The organism is Micromonospora sp. NPDC048868 (assembly GCF_043198195.1).
Lineage (GTDB): Bacteria > Actinomycetota > Actinomycetes > Mycobacteriales > Micromonosporaceae > Micromonospora > Micromonospora reichwaldensis.
Window position 1 is genome coordinate 400752 of the sequence record NZ_JBICUN010000001.1, and the last position, 16729, is coordinate 417480.

Genomic DNA, 16729 nt, shown 5'->3' on the forward strand with positions numbered 1-16729 from the left:
ACAAGGGCCAGCTCCGAACGGCTGCCTAAGGGACCGCCGGTCGATCACCGACCCGACCGAGCACGCCTACCACCTGTGCTACGGACCGGCCGACACCGACGACGAGGAACTCATCCCTGTGGCCGGAACCCGGTGGGCCATCGAGGAGTGCTTCCATACCGCCAAGGGACAGGTCGGCCTGGACGATTACCAGGTGCGCCGCCACGACGCGTGGTATCGCCACACAACTCTCGCTATGTGCGCGCACGCCTTCCTCGCCGTCACCACTACCAGCGAAGACAACGGCTCCGCGAAGTGCGGCTGGAGTACTAGCATCGGCTCGGGTACGACGACTGCGACCGGGAGGAAGATCGATGCTCAGGAGACTTGCCGCGCTTGCCGGGGCCGGCGCGCTGTTGGCGCTTCTGCTGGCCTGCGGGTTCGGCGGCGGCGGAGACGGTGACGATGACGACGACGACGACGACTTTGCCCGGGGCGTGAGCGCCGCGTCCGCCCTGCGCTGACGCGGGCGGACGCGCCGAACCGCCGGACGGGCTCGCGAGACGGCCGGGCCGGATGTCCGGACCCGTCCGGGTTTGCGGAACCGTCTGGCGGGGCACAGGCGGAAGGAGCGAGCCGCACACGCCGGTGAGACGCCGGAGTCCGAAGTGGCCGTCGGCTTCGGCACCCGAGGAGGTAACCCACCATGTTCGCAAGCAACCTGCTGGACCGCCGCAGCAAGCCCGAGCGGATCGCGGACCAGGCGTGGCGACAACTGGCCACGGCGGTCAGCTCCGCCGGCGACAGCGTCCGGGACACCGCCCGCTCGGCCCGCCAGGGCGGTTCCGGCCTTGCCGACGAGGCCGGTGACCTCGTGGGCACCGCGGCGGACGAGGCCCGCCGCCGGGCCACCCTGGCCTTCGACGCGCTCGCCGGCCGCCGGCCCGCACTGCCGTGGACGCTGCTGATCGGCGCCGCGCTGGTCGGCGCGGCGATCGGCTGGGCTGCCGGCACCGCCGCGCGCGCCGCCGGCAGCCGGGGCGGCCGGGCGATGGACGACATCGAGTTCGTCGACGTCGACCGCCCCAACTCCCCCGTCGGCCTCGACGGCTGAGCGCACCACCCGCCGACGACGTGGCCCCGGCCCCCCTAATGGGCGGCCGGGGCCGCGTCGTTCTCGCAGGCGCGCGCCTCGCCGCCCACCACACCCCCGGGTCGGTCGTCAGAGGGCGGCGACGATCGCCGGCGCCCGCTCGGCCCGGCCCAGCGCCCGCAGCACCGCCGGCTGCCCGTGCCGGCGTACGGCGAGGCGGGCCAGCAGCGTCAGCACCGGGTCCACCACCTCGTCCGGCAGCTCCGGGGTGGGCACGCCGACGCTGACCGCAAGGTCGTCGGCGTGCACGACCAGCTCCATCAGTCGGGTCGTCAGGTAGTCGTCCAGCGTCAGGGAGTACGCGCCGCGGGTCAGGTGCACCACCCGGTCGGACGGTTCCGCCGGCAGCGCGTCGGTCAACTCGCGCAGCGTGGCGGCGTACCGCTCGGTAAGGGCGACCGGACCGTCGGCGGCGAGGCCGTCCCCGGCCCGGCGGATGGCGACGTTCACCGTGGCCTCGATCGGGGCGCCGAGCCAGGAGCCCCGCGCGTAGTGCGCGAGCACGTCGACCGGCTCGCCGTCGGGCACGGGCGTGGCCAGCACGGCCGGGACGCCGAGCACCTGGCTGGCGAGGTGACCGGCCAGGCCCGCCACGCCGAACTCGGGCAGGGCGCTCGGCTCGTCCCAGCGGGCGGCGACGGCGGGGTCGGCGAGCAGGTCCGCCGCGGAGCGCGCGGCGGTTAGGTAGACCGTCCTGATCGGACTCACGGGAGGCTTCTCCTTCAACGGCGGGGGATCCCCCGATCCTATGGCTCGGTCGGCCGCGCTGTCGGCCTCGTTCATGCGGTCCTGCCGGGCCGGAGTGCGGCACCGGTCGGCCCGCCCCGCGCGGCGGCTCACGTCGCGTCCCGGGTCCGGGAGCGTGGTGCGCGGCCGGCGTCGCCGTCGAGCGGCACGGGCCGGCCGTGGGCCGGCGAACGGCCGCCGACCGGCTGCGCCGGACCGCCACCCGGGACGGGTGAGGCCCCCTCACCCCGGCGCGCGTCAGGATCGGTCCCGGCGAACCCGCCGCGCCGGGCAGCAATCCCGTGAGGAGTGAGAGATGGTTATCGCGACGATCAGCCGTACCGACCGGGACATCCAGTCGGCCGTCCTCGACGAGCTGACCTGGGAACCCCGGGTACGGCCGCACGAGATCGGCGTGACGGTCGCCGAGGGCGTGGTCACCCTGACCGGCCGGGTGGACAGCTACGCCAAGAAGTGGGCCGCCGAGCGGGCGGCGCACCGGGTGGCGCGCGTCCGGGCGGTCGCCAACGACGTGACGGTACGGCTGGGCACGGGCGCCGAACGCACCGACCCGGACATCGCCGCCGCCGCCGGACACGCCCTGGAGTGGGACGCGTTCGCCCCGCTGGAGCGGCTCGACGTGACCGTCTCCCAGGGCTGGGTGACGCTGCACGGCGAGGTGGACTGGGAGTACCAGCGCCGCGCCGCCGAACGCGCCGTGGCCCGGCTGACCGGCGTACGCGGGGTCAGCAACGGCATCACCGTCCGCCCGGACACCCGGCCGGACGGGCACGACCTGGCGGTACGGATCGTCGACGCGCTGGCCCGCAACGGGGCCACCGAGGCGGAGCGGATCACCGTCCGGGTGCACGGCGACACCGTGCTGCTCGGCGGGCTGGTCCACTCGATGCCGGAGCGGGCCGAGGTGGAACGGACCGTCTGGTGCGCACCGGGCATCCGCGAGGTGCAGAACCACATCGCGGTCGCCCCGGTGCTGGGCTGAGCCGGGCGCCGGACCACCCGGGCGGGGTGAGCCACCCTCACCCCGTCACGGAGAAGGCTGGGAGACATGACTGAGGTGACCCGATGACCACTCCACTCCAGGTCACCGCCCGCCTGCGGACCCCGGTGACCGGGCACGACAACGTCCGCGGGCCGGTGGACGCGCCGGTGACCATCGTCGAGTACGCCGACTTCCAGTGCCGGTTCTGCGGAGCCGCGTACGCGAACCTGCGGGAGCTGCTGCGACAGCGGGCCGACACGGTGCGGCTGGTGTACCGGCACTTCCCCATCACCAACATGCACCCGTACGCGGAGCAGGCCGCCGAGGCGGCCGAGGCGGCCGGCCGGCGCGGGCAGTTCTGGGCGATGCACGACTGGCTCTACGAGCACCAGGACCAGCTCGACCCCGTGCACCTGTCGCTCGGCATGGAGCAGCTCGGCCTGCCCGCCGACGAGGTCGCCGCGGAGGTGGAGCGGCAGGCGCACGGCGACCGGGTGCGGCGGGACTTCGTGGGCGGCATCCGCAGCGGCGTCCACGCCACCCCGACCCTGTTCGTCAACGGCACCCGCCACGACGGCGACTTCGACCTGGCGGATCTCCTGACGGCCGTAGACACCGCCACCCCGTAACCCACCGACCACCCCCGGACCACCCGACCACTTCCGGGCCACCTCCGGGCCGGTGATCATGAGGTTTGCGTACTGGAAAGCGCCTTCCCGGGACGCAAACCTCATGATCACCGCGGAGGGGCCGGGCGGGGGTGGGCAGGCGGGTCAGATGAGGTGGAGGGCGCGGGCTCGGCGGACGGCCTCGCGGCGGCGGGTGGCATCGAGCTTGCGGTAGATGTTGCGCACGTGGGTCTTGACCGTGTTGACCGACAGGGACAGCTCGGCCGCGATCTCCACGTTGGACAGGATGCTCTGCAGGTAGCGCAGGATCGTCAGCTCCCGCTCGGTCAGCGGCTCGTCCAGCGCCCCCATGCCCCGCTCCGCCGGGGCCCGCTCGGCCGGCGCGTCGGCGCCCCGGACGAGGTCGCTGACCGTCGGCCAGTGCGCGGTACCGGCGTCCAGGTGCGCGGCGAGCAGGTCACGCACCCCGGGCTCGGCGCGGGTGAACGCCCGCCGGAACCCCTCCGGCCCGGCCAGGTCGAGAGCCCGCTCCAGCAGCCGTCCGGCCCGCCGGTCGTCGCCCGCGCGCCCGGCCAGCACCGCGTCGAGCACGGCGGCGTCCAGGCGTACGGGCAGCGGCCAGCCGGCCGCCTCCGGCGCCTCCCAGTCCGGCAGCGCGTACCCGGCGGCGCGCGGGTCGCCGGCACGCAACTCCACCCGCGCGAGGGCGACGGCCAGCGGCGGGGCGGTCGCGTCGGGTACCCGCCCGAGCAGGTCCCGGGCGGCGCCCAGGTCACCCCGTGCCCCGCGTACGTCCGACTCGGCGGCCAGCAGCCAGTGCGTCAGCTCGCCGGCCCGGGGGCGGTCGGCCAGCCGCTCCCGGGCCTCGGCCAGCACCCGGTGGCCCTCGGGCAGGTCACCGGCGTCGCGCAGCAGGTACGCCCGGCACAGCGCCGCCACCGCCCCCACCACGGGCTCACCGGTGACGGGCGCGGCCAGCGCGAGGTTCGCCTCAGCCTCCTCGGGCTGGTCGCGGTGCAGCGCCACCAGGGCCAGCGCCAGGTACGCGTGAGCGCAGTCCTCCCGGCAGGACCAGCCGTGGCAGGGCGGCATGGCGAGGGCGTCCCGGGCGAGGGTCTCGGCGGCCCGCAGCTCGCCCCGGACGGCGTGCAGCAGGGCCGCCCGGCTGGCGCAGACCAGCTCCGTACGCGGTCGACCGGCCTCCCGGGCCGCCGACAGCGACCGGGCGAAGGCGAGGCCGGCGGCGGGCAGGTCCCCGTCCGCGAGGTCGGCCAGGCCCAGCGCGGTGCCGGCCACCGCCCGCACGTCGGCGTCCTCGGCGGCGGCGCCGCGCGGCTCGGCGGGCATCGGCGCGGCGGACACCGGCGCGGCGAGCAGCCCGTCGACGGCGCTTCCTGACGGCGCAGCGTGCCCCGCTGGCCCACCGGTCGCCGGGGACGGGGACGCTCCGGCCGACGCCGGGGACCCGGACGGCCCGACCGACGGAGACGCCGACGCCACGGACCCGGGCGGCTCGGCCTGCGCCCGGGGCGCTCCGGCCGACGCTGGCGCCGGGGACACGGACGGGTCGGGCGACGCCGGGGACTGCGCGGGGCGGGTGGCGAGCAGTCGGGCTGCGGCGGCGCGTACCGCTTGGGGGTCGTCGGCCAGCCGGGCCAGGGTGAGTTCCAGCGCGGTGGCCAGCCGCCGGAACCGGTCCCGGCGCGGCGCCGGCAGCGTCCGGGCGGCCTCGACGGCGTCGCGCAGGTGCCCGGCGGCGGCGGTGGCGTCGCCGGCCCGGGCCCGCTCGGCGGCGCAGGCCAGCCCGAGCTCCGGATCGCGGCGCACGGCCTCCGGCGGCGGGGGCGCGGGCGGACGGTCGGCGGGGGTCTCCCGGTCGTAGGGGACCAGCTCCGGCCAGCGGGCCACGAGGAGCGCGGCGGCCCGGTCGTGGTCGCCGCCGGCAAGCGCGTGCCGCAGCGCCTCGGCGGGCCGCCCGTTGTCGGCGTACCAGCCGGCCGCGCGCAGGTGCAGGTCGCGCAGTTCGTCGGCGGGCAGCCGGCCCAGCTCGGCGTGCAGCAGGTCGGCCAGCAGCGGGGGGCACCGGTACCAGGGCGGGCGGCTGTCGTCGCGGCGCAGCAGCCCGCCGTCGCCGGCCAGGCCGGCCAGCGCCTGCTCGGCGTCGGTCCGGCCGGTCAGCGCGTCGGCGAGGCCGGCGCAGACCGCGTCGGCGACGGCGGAGCGGCGCAGCACGTCCCGCGCGTCCGGGTCGAGCCCCGCGAGCACCTCCTCGCGCAGGTAGCCGGCCACGTCCGGCTGGTCGCCGCCGAACTGCTCGGCCCAGCGGGCCGGGTCCGGCTGCCCGCGTAGCGCCAGCGCGGCGAAGCGGAGCGCCGCCGGCCAGCCGCCGGTGCGTTCCCGCAGCCGGCGCACGCCGGCCGCCGGCAGCGCCACCCCGTGCGCGGTCAGCAGGTCGGCGACCTCGTCGTCGCCGAAGGCCAGTTCGTCGGGGCCGACCTCGGTCAGCTCGCCGGCCAGCCGCAGCCGGTGCACGGCCAGCGGCAGCCCGGCGCGGGCGCCGACCACCAGCCGCAGCCGCTGCTCGGCGTGGCGGAGCAGGAACTCCAGTCCGGCCAGTGCCTCGGGGTCGGTGATCCGGTGCAGGTCGTCCAGGACCAGCAGCACCGGCCGTTCCCGGGCGGCGAGGGCCGCGGCCAGCACCTCCAACTGGTCGGGGCGGGGCGGCCGGTCGGGCACGGGTGGCCCCGGCACGTCGTCGGCGGGATCGGTGGCCGCGCGCAGCGCCGCCGCGAGGTAGGACCAGAGCCGGTCCCCGTCGTCGCCGGTCTCCACCGAGACCCAGGCCACCCGGGACCGGCCGGGTTCCGCCGGTACGCCCGCCGCCGCGCCGAAGTCGCCAGGCGCGGCACCGGTCTGCCCGTCGTCAAGGCGCCCCCGGGCGGCGTCGGTCACCGGCCCCTGCCCCACCCGGCCCCCGGGCGCGCCGGCCTCCCCGGCGGCCCGGAACCAGGACGCGAGCAGCGTCGTCTTGCCCCACCCCGCGGGGGCACGGACCAGGGTGACCGGCCCGGCGGTCCCCTCGTCGAGCGCCCGCAGCAGCCGGGGCCGCAGCACCAGCGGCTCCGGCGGCGGGGCGGGGCACAGCCGCGACGCCAGCAGCGGTGTGCCGGCCGGCCCGGGTGCGACCGCGACGACTCCCGTGTCCCGTACGTCCTCCGGCATCCGGCCCCGCCCTCCACCGACGCGTCCACTCCCCCAGGTCCCGCCGGCGGCGGTTACCCGGCGCGGGCCCGTTCACCCCTTCGGGGGGAGCCGGCTTCACCCCGCCCCGGCCGACCCTGGTCGTACGCGGGCGACCGGCCGCGCGCGCCGGTGCGCGTCCGGCGTGGGAGGGGACCGGGAGGCGGGGCCGAGGTGGATCGGAGACGACGGCTGGCGGGCGCGACCGCGGTGGCGCTCGCCGTCGGGGCGGCGGGCCGGGCGCTGGCCGTACGGCGGCGCGGGTCGGCCTGGCCCCGCGCGGCCGGCACCGACCCGCGGCCCGCGCGCTGGCAGGTGGTGACCGTCGACCGCCCGCCCGGCGAGGTGCTGCCCGGCGGCCGCTGGCCGGAGCCCCTGCGCCGGCTCGGCCGCGCGGTGCAGGTCGAGCTGCGGCCGGCCCCCGGCTGCCGGGGCACGGAGCTGGCCGCCCGGCCGGTGCCCGGCGCGGCGGCCCCGGCGGGGCTCGCCGCCCACCTGGTCGGCGACGATCCCGGGCTGCTGGTCCGGCGGGCGTTGCGGGAGGTCAAGCAGCTCGCCGAGACCGGCGAGGTGCTCCGCGCGGACCGCTGGCCGGCCGACCGTCCGCCGGGGCCGCCGCGGTGAGGGCGCTGTGCTGGGTCGGCGCGGGCGAGCTGGCGGTACGGCAGGTGCCCGACCCGGAGCTGCGCAACGGCCACGACGTCATCGTCCGGGTCCGGCAGAGCGCCACCTGCGGCGGGGACCTGCCGCTGCTGGCCGGTCGGGTGCCGTTCCTCGCCGTCGGGGACGTGCTCGGGCACGAGTTCCTCGGCGAGGTGGTCGAGGCCGGGCCGGAGGTACGCCGGCACCGGGTCGGCGACCGGGTGGTGGTCTGCTCGTCGGTGGCCTGCGGCAGTTGCTGGTACTGCCGGCGCGACCTCCCCTCCTGCTGCGACAACGGCAGCGCCGACCCGGCCGTCACCGAGGCGGCCTGGGGCCATCCCACCGGCGGGGCGTTCGGCCTGCCCCGGGCGATGGGCGGCTTCGCCGGCAGCCACGCGGAGTACGTCCGGGTGCCGTACGCGGACGTCGGCGCGTTCGCCGTGCCGGAGGCGGTCAGCGACGACCGCGCCCTGTTCGCCTCCGACGCCGCCCCGGCCGGCTGGATGGGCGCGGACCTCGGCCAGGTGCGCCCCGGCGACGTGGTGGCGGTCTGGGGCGCGGGCGCGGTCGGGCAGCTCGCGGCCCGGGCGGCGGGGCTGCTCGGCGCGGAGCGGGTGGTCGTCGTCGACGCCGACGAGGAGCGGCTGCGGATGGCCGAACGGCACGCCGGCGCGGAGACGATCGACCACCGGCTCGCCGACGTCGTCGCCGAGCTGCGCGAGCGCACCGGCGGGCGAGGGCCGGACGTGTGCGTCGAGGCGGTCGGGGCGGCCTGGGACGGGCACGGCCCCCGGTCGCTGGCCGAGCGGTTCACCGGCGGCGCCGAGCGACCGTCCGCCGTCCGCGAGGCCGTGCACGCCTGCCGCAAGGGCGGGTCGGTCTTCCTGCTCGGCGAGTTCACCGGCTTCGTCGACGCCTTCCCGCTCGGGGCGGTCACCCAGAAGGGGCTGACGGTGCGGGGCGCGCGGCAGCACGGGCAGCGCTACATCCCGATGCTGCTGGAGCGGATGGCCCGCGACGAGCTGCGTACCGAGCACCTGGCCACCCACCGGCTGCCGTTGGAGCGGGGCGCGCACGGATACGCGCTGTTCCGGGACCGGGCCGACGGCTGCGTCCGCGCCGTACTCAGCCCCGATCTTCCGGCCACCGCCTGAGGCGGAACGCTGCGACGTCGAGGACGCCCACGACTGCGGTTCCGCGCAGCGGCCCAGCACTCCCTGCGCCGGACCGCGACGGCGCAGGGAGCGTCCAGGACCGCGGGGGTCTACCCGGCAGCGATGTCCGCGATGACGCAGGCGATGTTGTCCGGCGCCCCTTCGGCCTGCGCCAGGTCGATCAGCCTGCGCACCGTGAGCGCAGGATCGGTGGCGGCGCTCAGTGCCGATTGCAGGATGGCCCGGTTGACGACAGCGGACAGCCCGTCGGAGCACAGCAGATACCGGTCACCGGGCAGGGCGGTGCGTAGCGCAAGATCGGCCTCGACCTGCTGCCCGCCGCCGAGGGCGCGCACCAGCAGAGCGCGCTCGGGATGCGCGCCAGCCTGGTCCCGGTCGAGCTTGCCCTGATCCACCTGGGTCTGCACCCAGGTGTGGTCCTGGGTGAGCAGAGACAGTTCGCCGCCGCGCAGCAGGTATGCCCGGGTGTCGCCGATGTGCACCAGGGCCAACTGGGAGCCGCTGCGCAGCAGCGCGGTCAGCGTGGTGACCGGCTGGTGGTCGTCGGTCGCCAGCGCGCGCACGGTGCGGTCGGCGTCGGCGACCGCAGCGGCCAACATCGTCAGCAGGTCGGCGGCCGGCACGTCGGCGAGTTCCAACGCTTTGAGAGCGTCGATGGCGGCCGTGCTGGCTGCGGCGCCGCCAGGCCCTCGCATGCCGTCGGCGACGGCCAGCAAACGCTCGCTGGCGTACGCGGCGTCCTCGTTGCTGTCGCGCACGGCCCCGGTGTCACACCCGGCGGCGTAGCGGACGACAAGGGCGGGATTCGCTTGGACCATGGTGGTGCCTCCTCCTGACAGACGATCCACGAGGAAGGTGGCGAGCCGCGCGCGAGCTGCGGTGTCGGCGGTGACCTCCTGCCAGTACGCGGTGATCGCCTCAGCCGCCGCTGCGGGCTCCAGGCCGCACACGGTGCGGATCTTCGCCAGTGGCATGCCGAGGCGACGTAGCTGGGCGACCAGCCGGGCCAGCGGCAGCTGCTCCGGGTCGTAGAGCCGGTATCCGGACTCGGGATCGACCGCGGCCGGCGGCAGGATCCCGACCTGGTCGTACAGGCGCAACGCCTTCGGTGTCAGTCTCGCCGCCCGGGCGAACGCCCCGATGGTCAGCAGCCCCACGTCGACATCCTCCTCGTGCCGATCACAGCGACCGGCACGCACCAGGGTGGGCCTTGCCCGAGGGTCAAGGTCAAGACCGGGGACCTCGACCCCGACAGCTCGACCAGGGTCACGTCCCGCGCGGCTGCCCAGGCTTCGACACCGCCCGCGTCGGCCGCCCCACCCGCCGCGCCGGGTGGCAGACTCGGTGGATGCGTGAGCAGCGGACATACGACGTCGTCCTCTTCGGGGCCACCGGCTTCACCGGGGGGCTCACCGCCGAGTACCTGGCCCGCAACGCTCCGCCGGGGCTGCGCTGGGCGCTCGCGGGGCGCAACCCCGGCAGGCTGGCCGCCGTACGGGACCGGCTGGCCGCCATCGACCCGGCGCTGGCCGGGCTGCCCCTGCTCACCGCCGACGTCACCGATGCGGAGTCGCTGCGGGCGGTCGCCGAGAGCGCCCGGGTGGTGGCCACCACCGTCGGCCCGTACGTGCACCACGGGGAGCCGCTGGTCGCCGCCTGCGCCCGCGCCGGCACCGACTACCTCGACATCACCGGCGAACCCGAGTTCGTCGACCTGATGTACGTGCGCCACCACGCCGAGGCGGAGCGCACCGGGGCGCGGCTCGTGCACGCCTGCGGGTTCGACTCGATCCCCCACGACCTCGGCGTCTGGTTCACGCTCAAGCACCTCCCGGACGACGTGCCGATCACCGTCGACGGCTTCGTCCGGGCCGGCGGGCGGTTCTCCGCCGGCACGTACCACTCGGCGCTCACCGCCTTCTCCCGTACCGCCGAGGCGTCCCGGGCGGCCCGCGAGCGGCGGCAGGTCGAGCCGCGACCGACCGGGCGGCGGGTACGCGCGGTGCCCGGCCGCCTCGCCCGCTCGAAGGAGCTGGGCATGTGGATCGTGCCGCTGCCGACGATCGACCCGCAGGTGGTCCGCCGCTCGGCCGCCGCCCGCCCGGAGTACGGGCCGGACTTCCGCTACCGGCACTTCGCCGCCGTGAAGCGGCTGCCCACGGTGCTGGCCGGCGGGGTCGGGCTGGGCGGGCTGGTGGCCCTGGTGAAGCTGCCGCCGACCCGGCGCTGGCTGCTCGGCCGGCTCGCCTCCGGGCAGGGGCCGACGCCGCAGCAGCGGGCCAAGTCCTGGTTCCGGGTCCGGTTCGTCGCCACGGGCGGCGGGCGGCGGGTGCTGACCGAGGTGGCCGGCGGCGACCCCGGCTACGACGAGACGGCGAAGATGCTCGGCGAGTCGGCGCTCTGCCTGGCCGGCGACGAACTGCCGGCCACGGCGGGGCAGGTCACGCCGGTGGCGGCGATGGGCGACGCGCTGCTGGACCGGCTGGTGCGGGCGGGGATGACCTTCCGGGTGCTGGACCGGCCCCGCTGAGCGCAGGCCCCCACCGTGGGGCCGCCCGGCCCCGCGCGGGTTGACCCTCGACCAGGTTGAGACGACAGGATCGGCGCCGTGGAGAGCGACCTGCGCAGCATCGGCGAGCTGGCCCGGGCCAGCGGGTTGACCGTGAGCGCCCTGCGGTTCTACGACTCGGCCGGGGTGCTGGCCCCGGCCCTGGTCGACCCGGTGACCGGCTACCGCTGGTACACGGGCGACCAGGTGGCCCCCGCCCGGCTGGTGGCCGGGCTGCGCCGGGTAGGCATGCCGGTCGCCGAGATCGCCGCCGCGCTGCGGTCCGAGCCGGCCCAGATCCACCGCCTGCTCGACGCGCACCTGCGCCGGTTGGAGGACGGTCTCGCCGACGCCCGCAGGGAGCTCTCCCGGATCCGTACGCTCATCGACCCCGGGGAGCCCGCCATGACCACCCGTCTCGTCCTGTCCCGCGCCGACCTGGCCGCCGCCGTGGACGCGGTCCGCTTCGCCGTCGGTGCCGACCCCGACCTGCCGGTGCTGGCCGGCGTGCTGTTCGAGTCCGACGTCGACGGCGTACGGCTGGTGGCGACCGACCGGCACCGGCTGGCCGTCGCGCGGGCGGACGCCCGGATCGACGGGCCGGCGGTGCGGGTGCTCGCCCCGGTCGCCTTCGTCGACGAGGCGCGGGCCCTGCTCGACACCGGCGCGGGAAGCACCCCCGAGGCCCGGCTGACGGTGGCCGCCGGCACGATCTCCGTCTCCGTCGCAGGCCGCGCGGTCGACGCCGCCGCCCTGCCGTACGACTTCCCGGACCACCGCCGGCTGCTCCGCCCGACGCCCGGCGACGGGCCGGCGCACCGGCTGACGGTCGACGCCGACGCCCTGCGGGCGGCCCTGACCAGCGCCGACGCCCCCGTCGTCACCCGGCGGCACGACGGCCTCCCGCTCGCCGTGACCGTGCTCGGCCCGGACGGCCGGGGCGGGGTACGGCTGCTCGGGGCGGACGAGCTGGCCGGGGAGCCCGACGCGTTCCGCGTCGGCGTGAACGGCGGCTACCTGCTGGAGGCCCTCGACGCGGCCGGCCGGGGCCAGCTGCTGCTGGAGCTGGACGGGCCGATCGCCCCGCTGGCCGTGCGCCGGGCGGACGACGTCGAGGCGTTCTCCGTCCTGATGCCCATCCGGCTCTGACCGCCGCGCCGGCCCCGACCCGCCGGCCGGCTCTGACCGCCGCGCCGCTGCGGGCGGGCGCCCAGCGTCGCGGGGGCGCCACGCCGGGCGGGCGGGGTCGTCTGGACCGGGCCGGGGCGCGACCGGGCCGCGACGGTAGCATCGGTGGGTCCACCCGACGTCCGGACGGAGCGTACGGAGCAGCATGCTCGACATGGAGTTGATCCGGAAGGATCGCGAGGCGGTGGCGACCGCGCTGGCGAAGCGACTGGATCCCGCCGAGGTCAACCGCGCCCTGGACGAGATCCAGCGGCTCGACCAGGAACGCCGCGCCCTGATCAGTGGCATCGACGGCGAGCGGCAGCGCCGCAAGGCCGAGGCGCGCGCCTACGCGGCCGCGAAGCGCGCCGGCACCGAGCCGGAGGTCTCCACGCCGGAGGCGGGCCGCAAGCAGCTCGCCGAACTGGAGTCCGAGCTGGACGAGGTGCAGGCGCGGCTGCGCACCGTGATGAGCGAGCTGCCCAACCTGCCCGCCGACGACGTGCTGCCGGGCGGCAAGGAGGCCAACCGGGTCGTCCGGGCCTTCGGCGAGCCGCCGGCGATCGAGAAGGTTCGCGACCACATCGAGCTGAGCCGGATGCTGGGCCTGGTCGACCACGAGCGCGGGGTCAAGCTCGGCGGCTCGGGCTTCTGGATGTACACGGGCATGGGCGCCCGGCTGGAGTGGGCGCTGCTCAACTTCTTCGTCGACGAGCACATCAGCGCCGGCTACGAGTTCCTGCTCCCGCCGCACCTGCTACTGGACACCGCCGGCTTCGCCGCCGGGCAGTTCCCGAAGTTCTACGACGACGTCTACCACCTGGACCGGGAATCCGCCCCGCGCGGGCAGTTCCTGCTGCCCACCTCGGAGACGGCGATCCTCGGGGCGTACCAGGACGAGATCCTGGAGACGGCGAAGCTGCCGCTGAAGGCGTTCGCGTACACCCCCTGCTACCGCCGCGAGGCGGCCGGGTCGCACTCCGACGAGCGGGGCACCGTCCGGGGCCACCAGTTCAACAAGGTGGAGATCTTCCAGTTCTGCCTGCCGGAGCAGGCCGACGCCGCGCTGGAGGAGATGCTCCTGCACGCGGAGAGCCTGGTCGAGAAGCTGGGCCTGCACTACCAGCGCACCCTGCTGTCGGCGGGCGACGCCAGCGCGTCGATGAAGAAGACCCTCGACATCGAGGTGTGGATGCCGAGCACCGGCAAGTACAAGGAGGTGTCGTCGGTCTCCTGGGCCGGCGACTACCAGGCGCGCCGGGCGGCCATCCGCTACCGCGAGCCGGGCGGCAAGCAGACCCGCTTCGTGCACACCCTCAACGGGTCGGCGCTGGCCACCAGCCGACTCTTCCCGGCCATCCTGGAGCAGTTCCAGCAGCCCGACGGCTCGGTGCTGGTCCCCGAGGTCCTCCAGGCCCGCCTGGGCACCGACCGCCTCACCCCCCGCTGACCCGCCGGCCTCCCCCGCCCCCTCAGGGGGCGGGGGTGAGCCGCAGCGCGAGTTCGGGGCAGACCTTGACCGCCTTGCGCGCGCCCTCGCGCAGCCAGGTCGGCACGGGGGTGGGTGGGAAGGCGGGGTAGCCGTTCCCGTCGAGCCGGATGAAGTCCGGCACCACGTGCGCGCACAGCCCGTGCCCGTCGCAGCGGGACCAGTCCAGCGTGAGCCGCTGCGGGTTCGGGTCGGGGGCGCCCGGCAGGCCCATCACCGCCCGGACCCGCCGGCCACAACCCTCGCCGGTGGTGTGCAGCCGCAGGTCCTCGGCGAACACCTCCATCGCGGAGAGCGCGAACCGGGCCGTACCGTCGGGGTGGCTGCACGCCCCACGGCCCTTCACGTCGCCAGCGGCGGCGCGGACCACCTCCACCGGGGCGCTGCCGGAGACCGCCAGGTCGACGGCGCGGGCCAGGTCGGGCAGGCCCATCCGGCACGGGCCGCACTGCCCCGCGGACTCGCCCGCCAGGTAGCGCACCACCTGGGCGGCCTCGCCGAGCGGGCAGGTGTCCGCGCCGAGCGGGACGAGGATGCCCGCGCCGAGGGTGCCGCCCACGGCGGCCAACCCCCTGCGGGAGATCTCCGCCCGGTCGGCCGCCTCCCGGGTGATCCACCTGCCGTGGTAGCCGCCCGTCAGGATGCCCGGCCCGTCCGGCACCTCGCACAGGTCGAGGATGTCGCGCAGCGCGGTGCCGGCCGCGCACTCCACCACCGCCGGGCGTCCCGCCGCGCCGGTGACGGTGAGCAGCACGGTGCCCGGCTCGTCGTCGGTGCCGAGCGCCGCATACTCGTACGGGCCGAGCCGGGCGGCGACCGCGAGCTGGGCGTACGTCTCGGCGTTGGAGAGCAGGGTGGGCAGGCCGCCGACGCCGGAGTCGCTGGAGCGTCGCTTGGTGCCCGGCGGGATGTGCGGCAGGCCGTTGATGCCGTTGACCAGGGCTCCGCCCTCGCCGGAGATGAACCGGTGCGGCACGGTGACGATGCTGGTGGGCGCCGGCATCCGGCGTTCCTCCAGCGCCTCGGTCAGGGAGTCGCGGCCCACCCCGTCGTCGGCCACCCCGACGACGATCTCCTCGGCGTCCAGCGCGTACGCGGCCAGCGCGGCGCCGTCGAGGACCAGGTGCGGGGCCCGGGTGAGCAGCACCTTGTCCTTCCAGCTCGCCGGCTCCCCCTCGGTGGCGTTGACCACCACCACCGCCGGGAGGTCCCGCCGCTCGCAGGACTCCAGCACCGCGCGGAGCTTCCTCGCGAACGGGAAGCCCGCGCCGCCCTTGCCCTTGAGCTGGGCGCCCTCGGCGAGCCGGAGCAGGGTGGCCGGTTCCATCGGCCCGACCGGCCCGTGCACCTCCTCGTGAGCGGGCAGGTCGAGCCGGCCGAACTCGGCGAAGCCTGCGGTGAGCCGGGGCTCACCGACGCAGGCCACCGGGGGCACGGTCGTCCGGATCACTTCGCCTCACCCCGCAGCCCGGCCCAGTACGCCCCGTCGACGGCGTCGGCGTTGACCCGGCGGCGGCGCACAGACCTGCTCTCGCCGGCGGCCCGGCGTGCCCGCCGGGCCGCGAGGTCGACCAGGGTCGGCGTGTCGTCGGCCGGCAGCGGGACCTCCTCGGGGACGTACCGGACCGGGGGCCGCCAGTAGTCCGGTTCGAGGTCCCGGTCTTCCTCGACGCTGTGCCGGCCACCGCCGCTGCGCGGCGCGGCGGACACGGGCCCGGCGGAGATCGGGTCGCTCGGCTCCCAGCGGCGGGGGCTGTCCCAGGGTTCCTCGGCCTCCTCCCGGCGGCGGGGCGGCGTGGAGGGGCGCCGCGCCCCGTCCCGCTCCGCCCGGTCCCGGCGAGTGCTCTCGCCGGCGCGGCGGCGGCCGGTGGGGACGGGTTCCTCCCCGCCCCGCCGCCGGCCGGTCGACGCGGGCTCCTCCTCGCCTCGGCGCCGGCCGGCCGGGGCGAGTTCCGCCGCGCGTCGGCGCGGGCGTGCCGGGTCGCGGAGCGTGCCGGGCTCGGGCACGGCCGGCACGGTGAACCGCTCCGGGTCACGGCGCCGCGCGGCGGGGGCGGGCCAGGTGCCGGTGACCGTGGTACCGGCGATCGTGGCGCCGGCCCAGGTCCCCGCGCGCCTCTCCGGCTCCGCCGCCCGGTCGGCGCGTCGGGTCCGGCCCCGCAACAGCGACCGGCGCGGGGCGGCCTCGGCCGGCCGCCCGGCCAGTGCCTGGTTCATCGCGGCGGCCTGGTGCTGCTCCCGGCGGCGACGGCCGAGGCTGACGGAGAGGCGGACCAGCAGCGCCAGCACGACCAGCAGGACGCAGGCGAGGTAACTCAGCAGCACCCAGGGCTCCGCGGGCCGCCCGGCGTTGAGCCCGTGCACGATGGCGAACGGCCAGGAGAGGTACGCGGCCGAGTGCAGGGTGCGCCAGAGCCACCTCGGGCCGACCCCGGCGAAGCGGGCCCGGACGACACCGGTCCAGAGCACGCTCACCATCAGCAGGGCGGCCACCGTGCCGAGGCCCACGTAGAGGCCCCGTCCACCGACGAAGGGGACCACCGCGTCGGTGCTCGCCGCCCGCCCGGTGGCGATCTTCGTGAGCACGTGGAAGACCAGCCCGGCGACGCCGAGGATGCCGGTGGCCCGGTGCGCGGACTGGAGCAGCACCCGGTGCCGGATCAGCAGTACCAGCCGGTCGGTGGCGAGCAGCCCCATCATCACGGTGAGGCTCAACGCCACGAGGGCGACGACCCCGGCGAAGAACTCGGTGAAGAAGAAGCCGTACGCGTACGCGGCCGAGCCGGCGCCGGTCAGCATGGTGGCGGCCCACAGCGCGGCGAGCGCCGAGAGGGTCAGCAGGGCCACCGCGGGCCGGGAGCGGGTGCGGGCCCCCCGGCTGGTGCTGGTGGTCCGGACGGTGGGCGGCTTCTGGTTCCGTTGTGCCCGGGCCATCTGCTCCTCGATCGTCTCGCGGCGGCGCACCACCGGCCGGCCCT

14 protein-coding genes and 1 pseudogene are annotated in these 16729 nt (G+C 76.7%); 10 read left to right on the forward strand and 5 right to left on the reverse strand.

Annotation, left to right across the window (positions count from 1 at the left end; translation table 11 throughout):
- Positions 1-34: 34 nt before the first annotated feature.
- The 3 genes and pseudogenes from ACGFNF_RS01905 to ACGFNF_RS01915 all read left to right on the forward strand — a co-directional run.
- Positions 35-295: pseudogene (locus ACGFNF_RS01905) on the forward strand (IS701 family transposase); the annotation flags it as partial.
- Between the two features lie 58 nt (positions 296-353).
- Positions 354-503 carry a hypothetical protein gene (locus tag ACGFNF_RS01910; protein WP_357580462.1) on the forward strand — a complete coding sequence of 50 codons (150 nt, stop codon included), beginning with the start codon at positions 354-356 and terminating at the stop codon, positions 501-503.
- Between the two features lie 182 nt (positions 504-685).
- Positions 686-1093, forward strand: a complete 408-nt coding sequence (locus ACGFNF_RS01915; protein WP_357580463.1) for a hypothetical protein — start codon at positions 686-688, stop codon at positions 1091-1093.
- Between the two features lie 108 nt (positions 1094-1201).
- On the opposite strand, the gene ACGFNF_RS01920 is transcribed toward ACGFNF_RS01915, so the two are convergent.
- Positions 1202-1840, reverse strand: a complete 639-nt coding sequence (locus tag ACGFNF_RS01920) for a maleylpyruvate isomerase N-terminal domain-containing protein (RefSeq protein ID WP_357580464.1) — start codon at positions 1838-1840, stop codon at positions 1202-1204.
- 334 nt (positions 1841-2174) lie between these two features.
- Here ACGFNF_RS01920 and ACGFNF_RS01925 point away from each other — a divergent pair, with 334 nt between their 5' ends.
- Complete coding sequence (locus tag ACGFNF_RS01925) at positions 2175-2861, forward strand: BON domain-containing protein (protein WP_357580465.1); 687 nt, start codon at positions 2175-2177, stop codon at positions 2859-2861.
- Positions 2862-2944: 83 nt separating this feature from the next.
- Positions 2945-3490 (forward strand): DsbA family protein, encoded by a 546-nt coding sequence (locus ACGFNF_RS01930; RefSeq protein WP_357580466.1) that lies wholly within the window; start codon positions 2945-2947, stop codon positions 3488-3490.
- Between the two features lie 144 nt (positions 3491-3634).
- On the opposite strand, the gene ACGFNF_RS01935 is transcribed toward ACGFNF_RS01930, so the two are convergent.
- Positions 3635-6712, reverse strand: a complete 3078-nt coding sequence (locus tag ACGFNF_RS01935) for a LuxR C-terminal-related transcriptional regulator (RefSeq protein WP_357580467.1) — start codon at positions 6710-6712, stop codon at positions 3635-3637.
- A 192-nt stretch (positions 6713-6904) separates the two neighbouring features.
- Here ACGFNF_RS01935 and ACGFNF_RS01940 point away from each other — a divergent pair, with 192 nt between their 5' ends.
- Together ACGFNF_RS01940 and ACGFNF_RS01945 are read left to right on the forward strand one after the other, a co-directional pair.
- Positions 6905-7354 (forward strand): hypothetical protein, encoded by a 450-nt coding sequence (locus ACGFNF_RS01940; protein WP_357580468.1) that lies wholly within the window; start codon positions 6905-6907, stop codon positions 7352-7354.
- Positions 7351-8526, forward strand: coding sequence for an alcohol dehydrogenase catalytic domain-containing protein (locus ACGFNF_RS01945; protein ID WP_393165102.1), 1176 nt, complete (start codon positions 7351-7353; stop codon positions 8524-8526). Before ACGFNF_RS01940 ends, ACGFNF_RS01945 begins: the two co-directional genes overlap by 4 nt.
- A 110-nt stretch (positions 8527-8636) precedes the next feature.
- Here ACGFNF_RS01945 and ACGFNF_RS01950 read toward each other — a convergent pair whose 3' ends face one another.
- On the reverse strand, positions 8637-9704 hold the full coding sequence (locus ACGFNF_RS01950; RefSeq protein WP_393165104.1) for a MerR family transcriptional regulator: 1068 nt from the start codon (positions 9702-9704) through the stop codon (positions 8637-8639).
- 191 nt (positions 9705-9895) lie between these two features.
- Between ACGFNF_RS01950 and ACGFNF_RS01955 the strand changes: the two genes are divergently transcribed.
- From ACGFNF_RS01955 to serS, 3 genes are all read left to right on the forward strand, one after another.
- Positions 9896-11077, forward strand: a complete 1182-nt coding sequence (locus tag ACGFNF_RS01955; protein WP_311411899.1) for a saccharopine dehydrogenase NADP-binding domain-containing protein — start codon at positions 9896-9898, stop codon at positions 11075-11077.
- A 90-nt stretch (positions 11078-11167) separates the two neighbouring features.
- Positions 11168-12244, forward strand: coding sequence for a MerR family transcriptional regulator (locus ACGFNF_RS01960; RefSeq protein WP_357580479.1), 1077 nt, complete (start codon positions 11168-11170; stop codon positions 12242-12244).
- Positions 12245-12428: 184 nt separating this feature from the next.
- Positions 12429-13712 carry a serine--tRNA ligase gene (gene serS, locus ACGFNF_RS01965; RefSeq protein WP_357580470.1) on the forward strand — a complete coding sequence of 428 codons (1284 nt, stop codon included), beginning with the start codon at positions 12429-12431 and terminating at the stop codon, positions 13710-13712.
- Positions 13713-13734: 22 nt separating this feature from the next.
- On the opposite strand, the gene ACGFNF_RS01970 is transcribed toward serS, so the two are convergent.
- Positions 13735-15201 carry an NADH-ubiquinone oxidoreductase-F iron-sulfur binding region domain-containing protein gene (locus tag ACGFNF_RS01970; protein WP_393165106.1) on the reverse strand — a complete coding sequence of 489 codons (1467 nt, stop codon included), beginning with the start codon at positions 15199-15201 and terminating at the stop codon, positions 13735-13737.
- Positions 15198-16718: a hypothetical protein gene (locus tag ACGFNF_RS01975; RefSeq protein WP_357580472.1), complete on the reverse strand. Its 1521-nt coding sequence runs from the start codon at positions 16716-16718 to the stop codon at positions 15198-15200. The genes ACGFNF_RS01970 and ACGFNF_RS01975 overlap by 4 nt, the downstream gene beginning before the upstream one ends.
- Positions 16719-16729 lie beyond the last annotated feature (11 nt).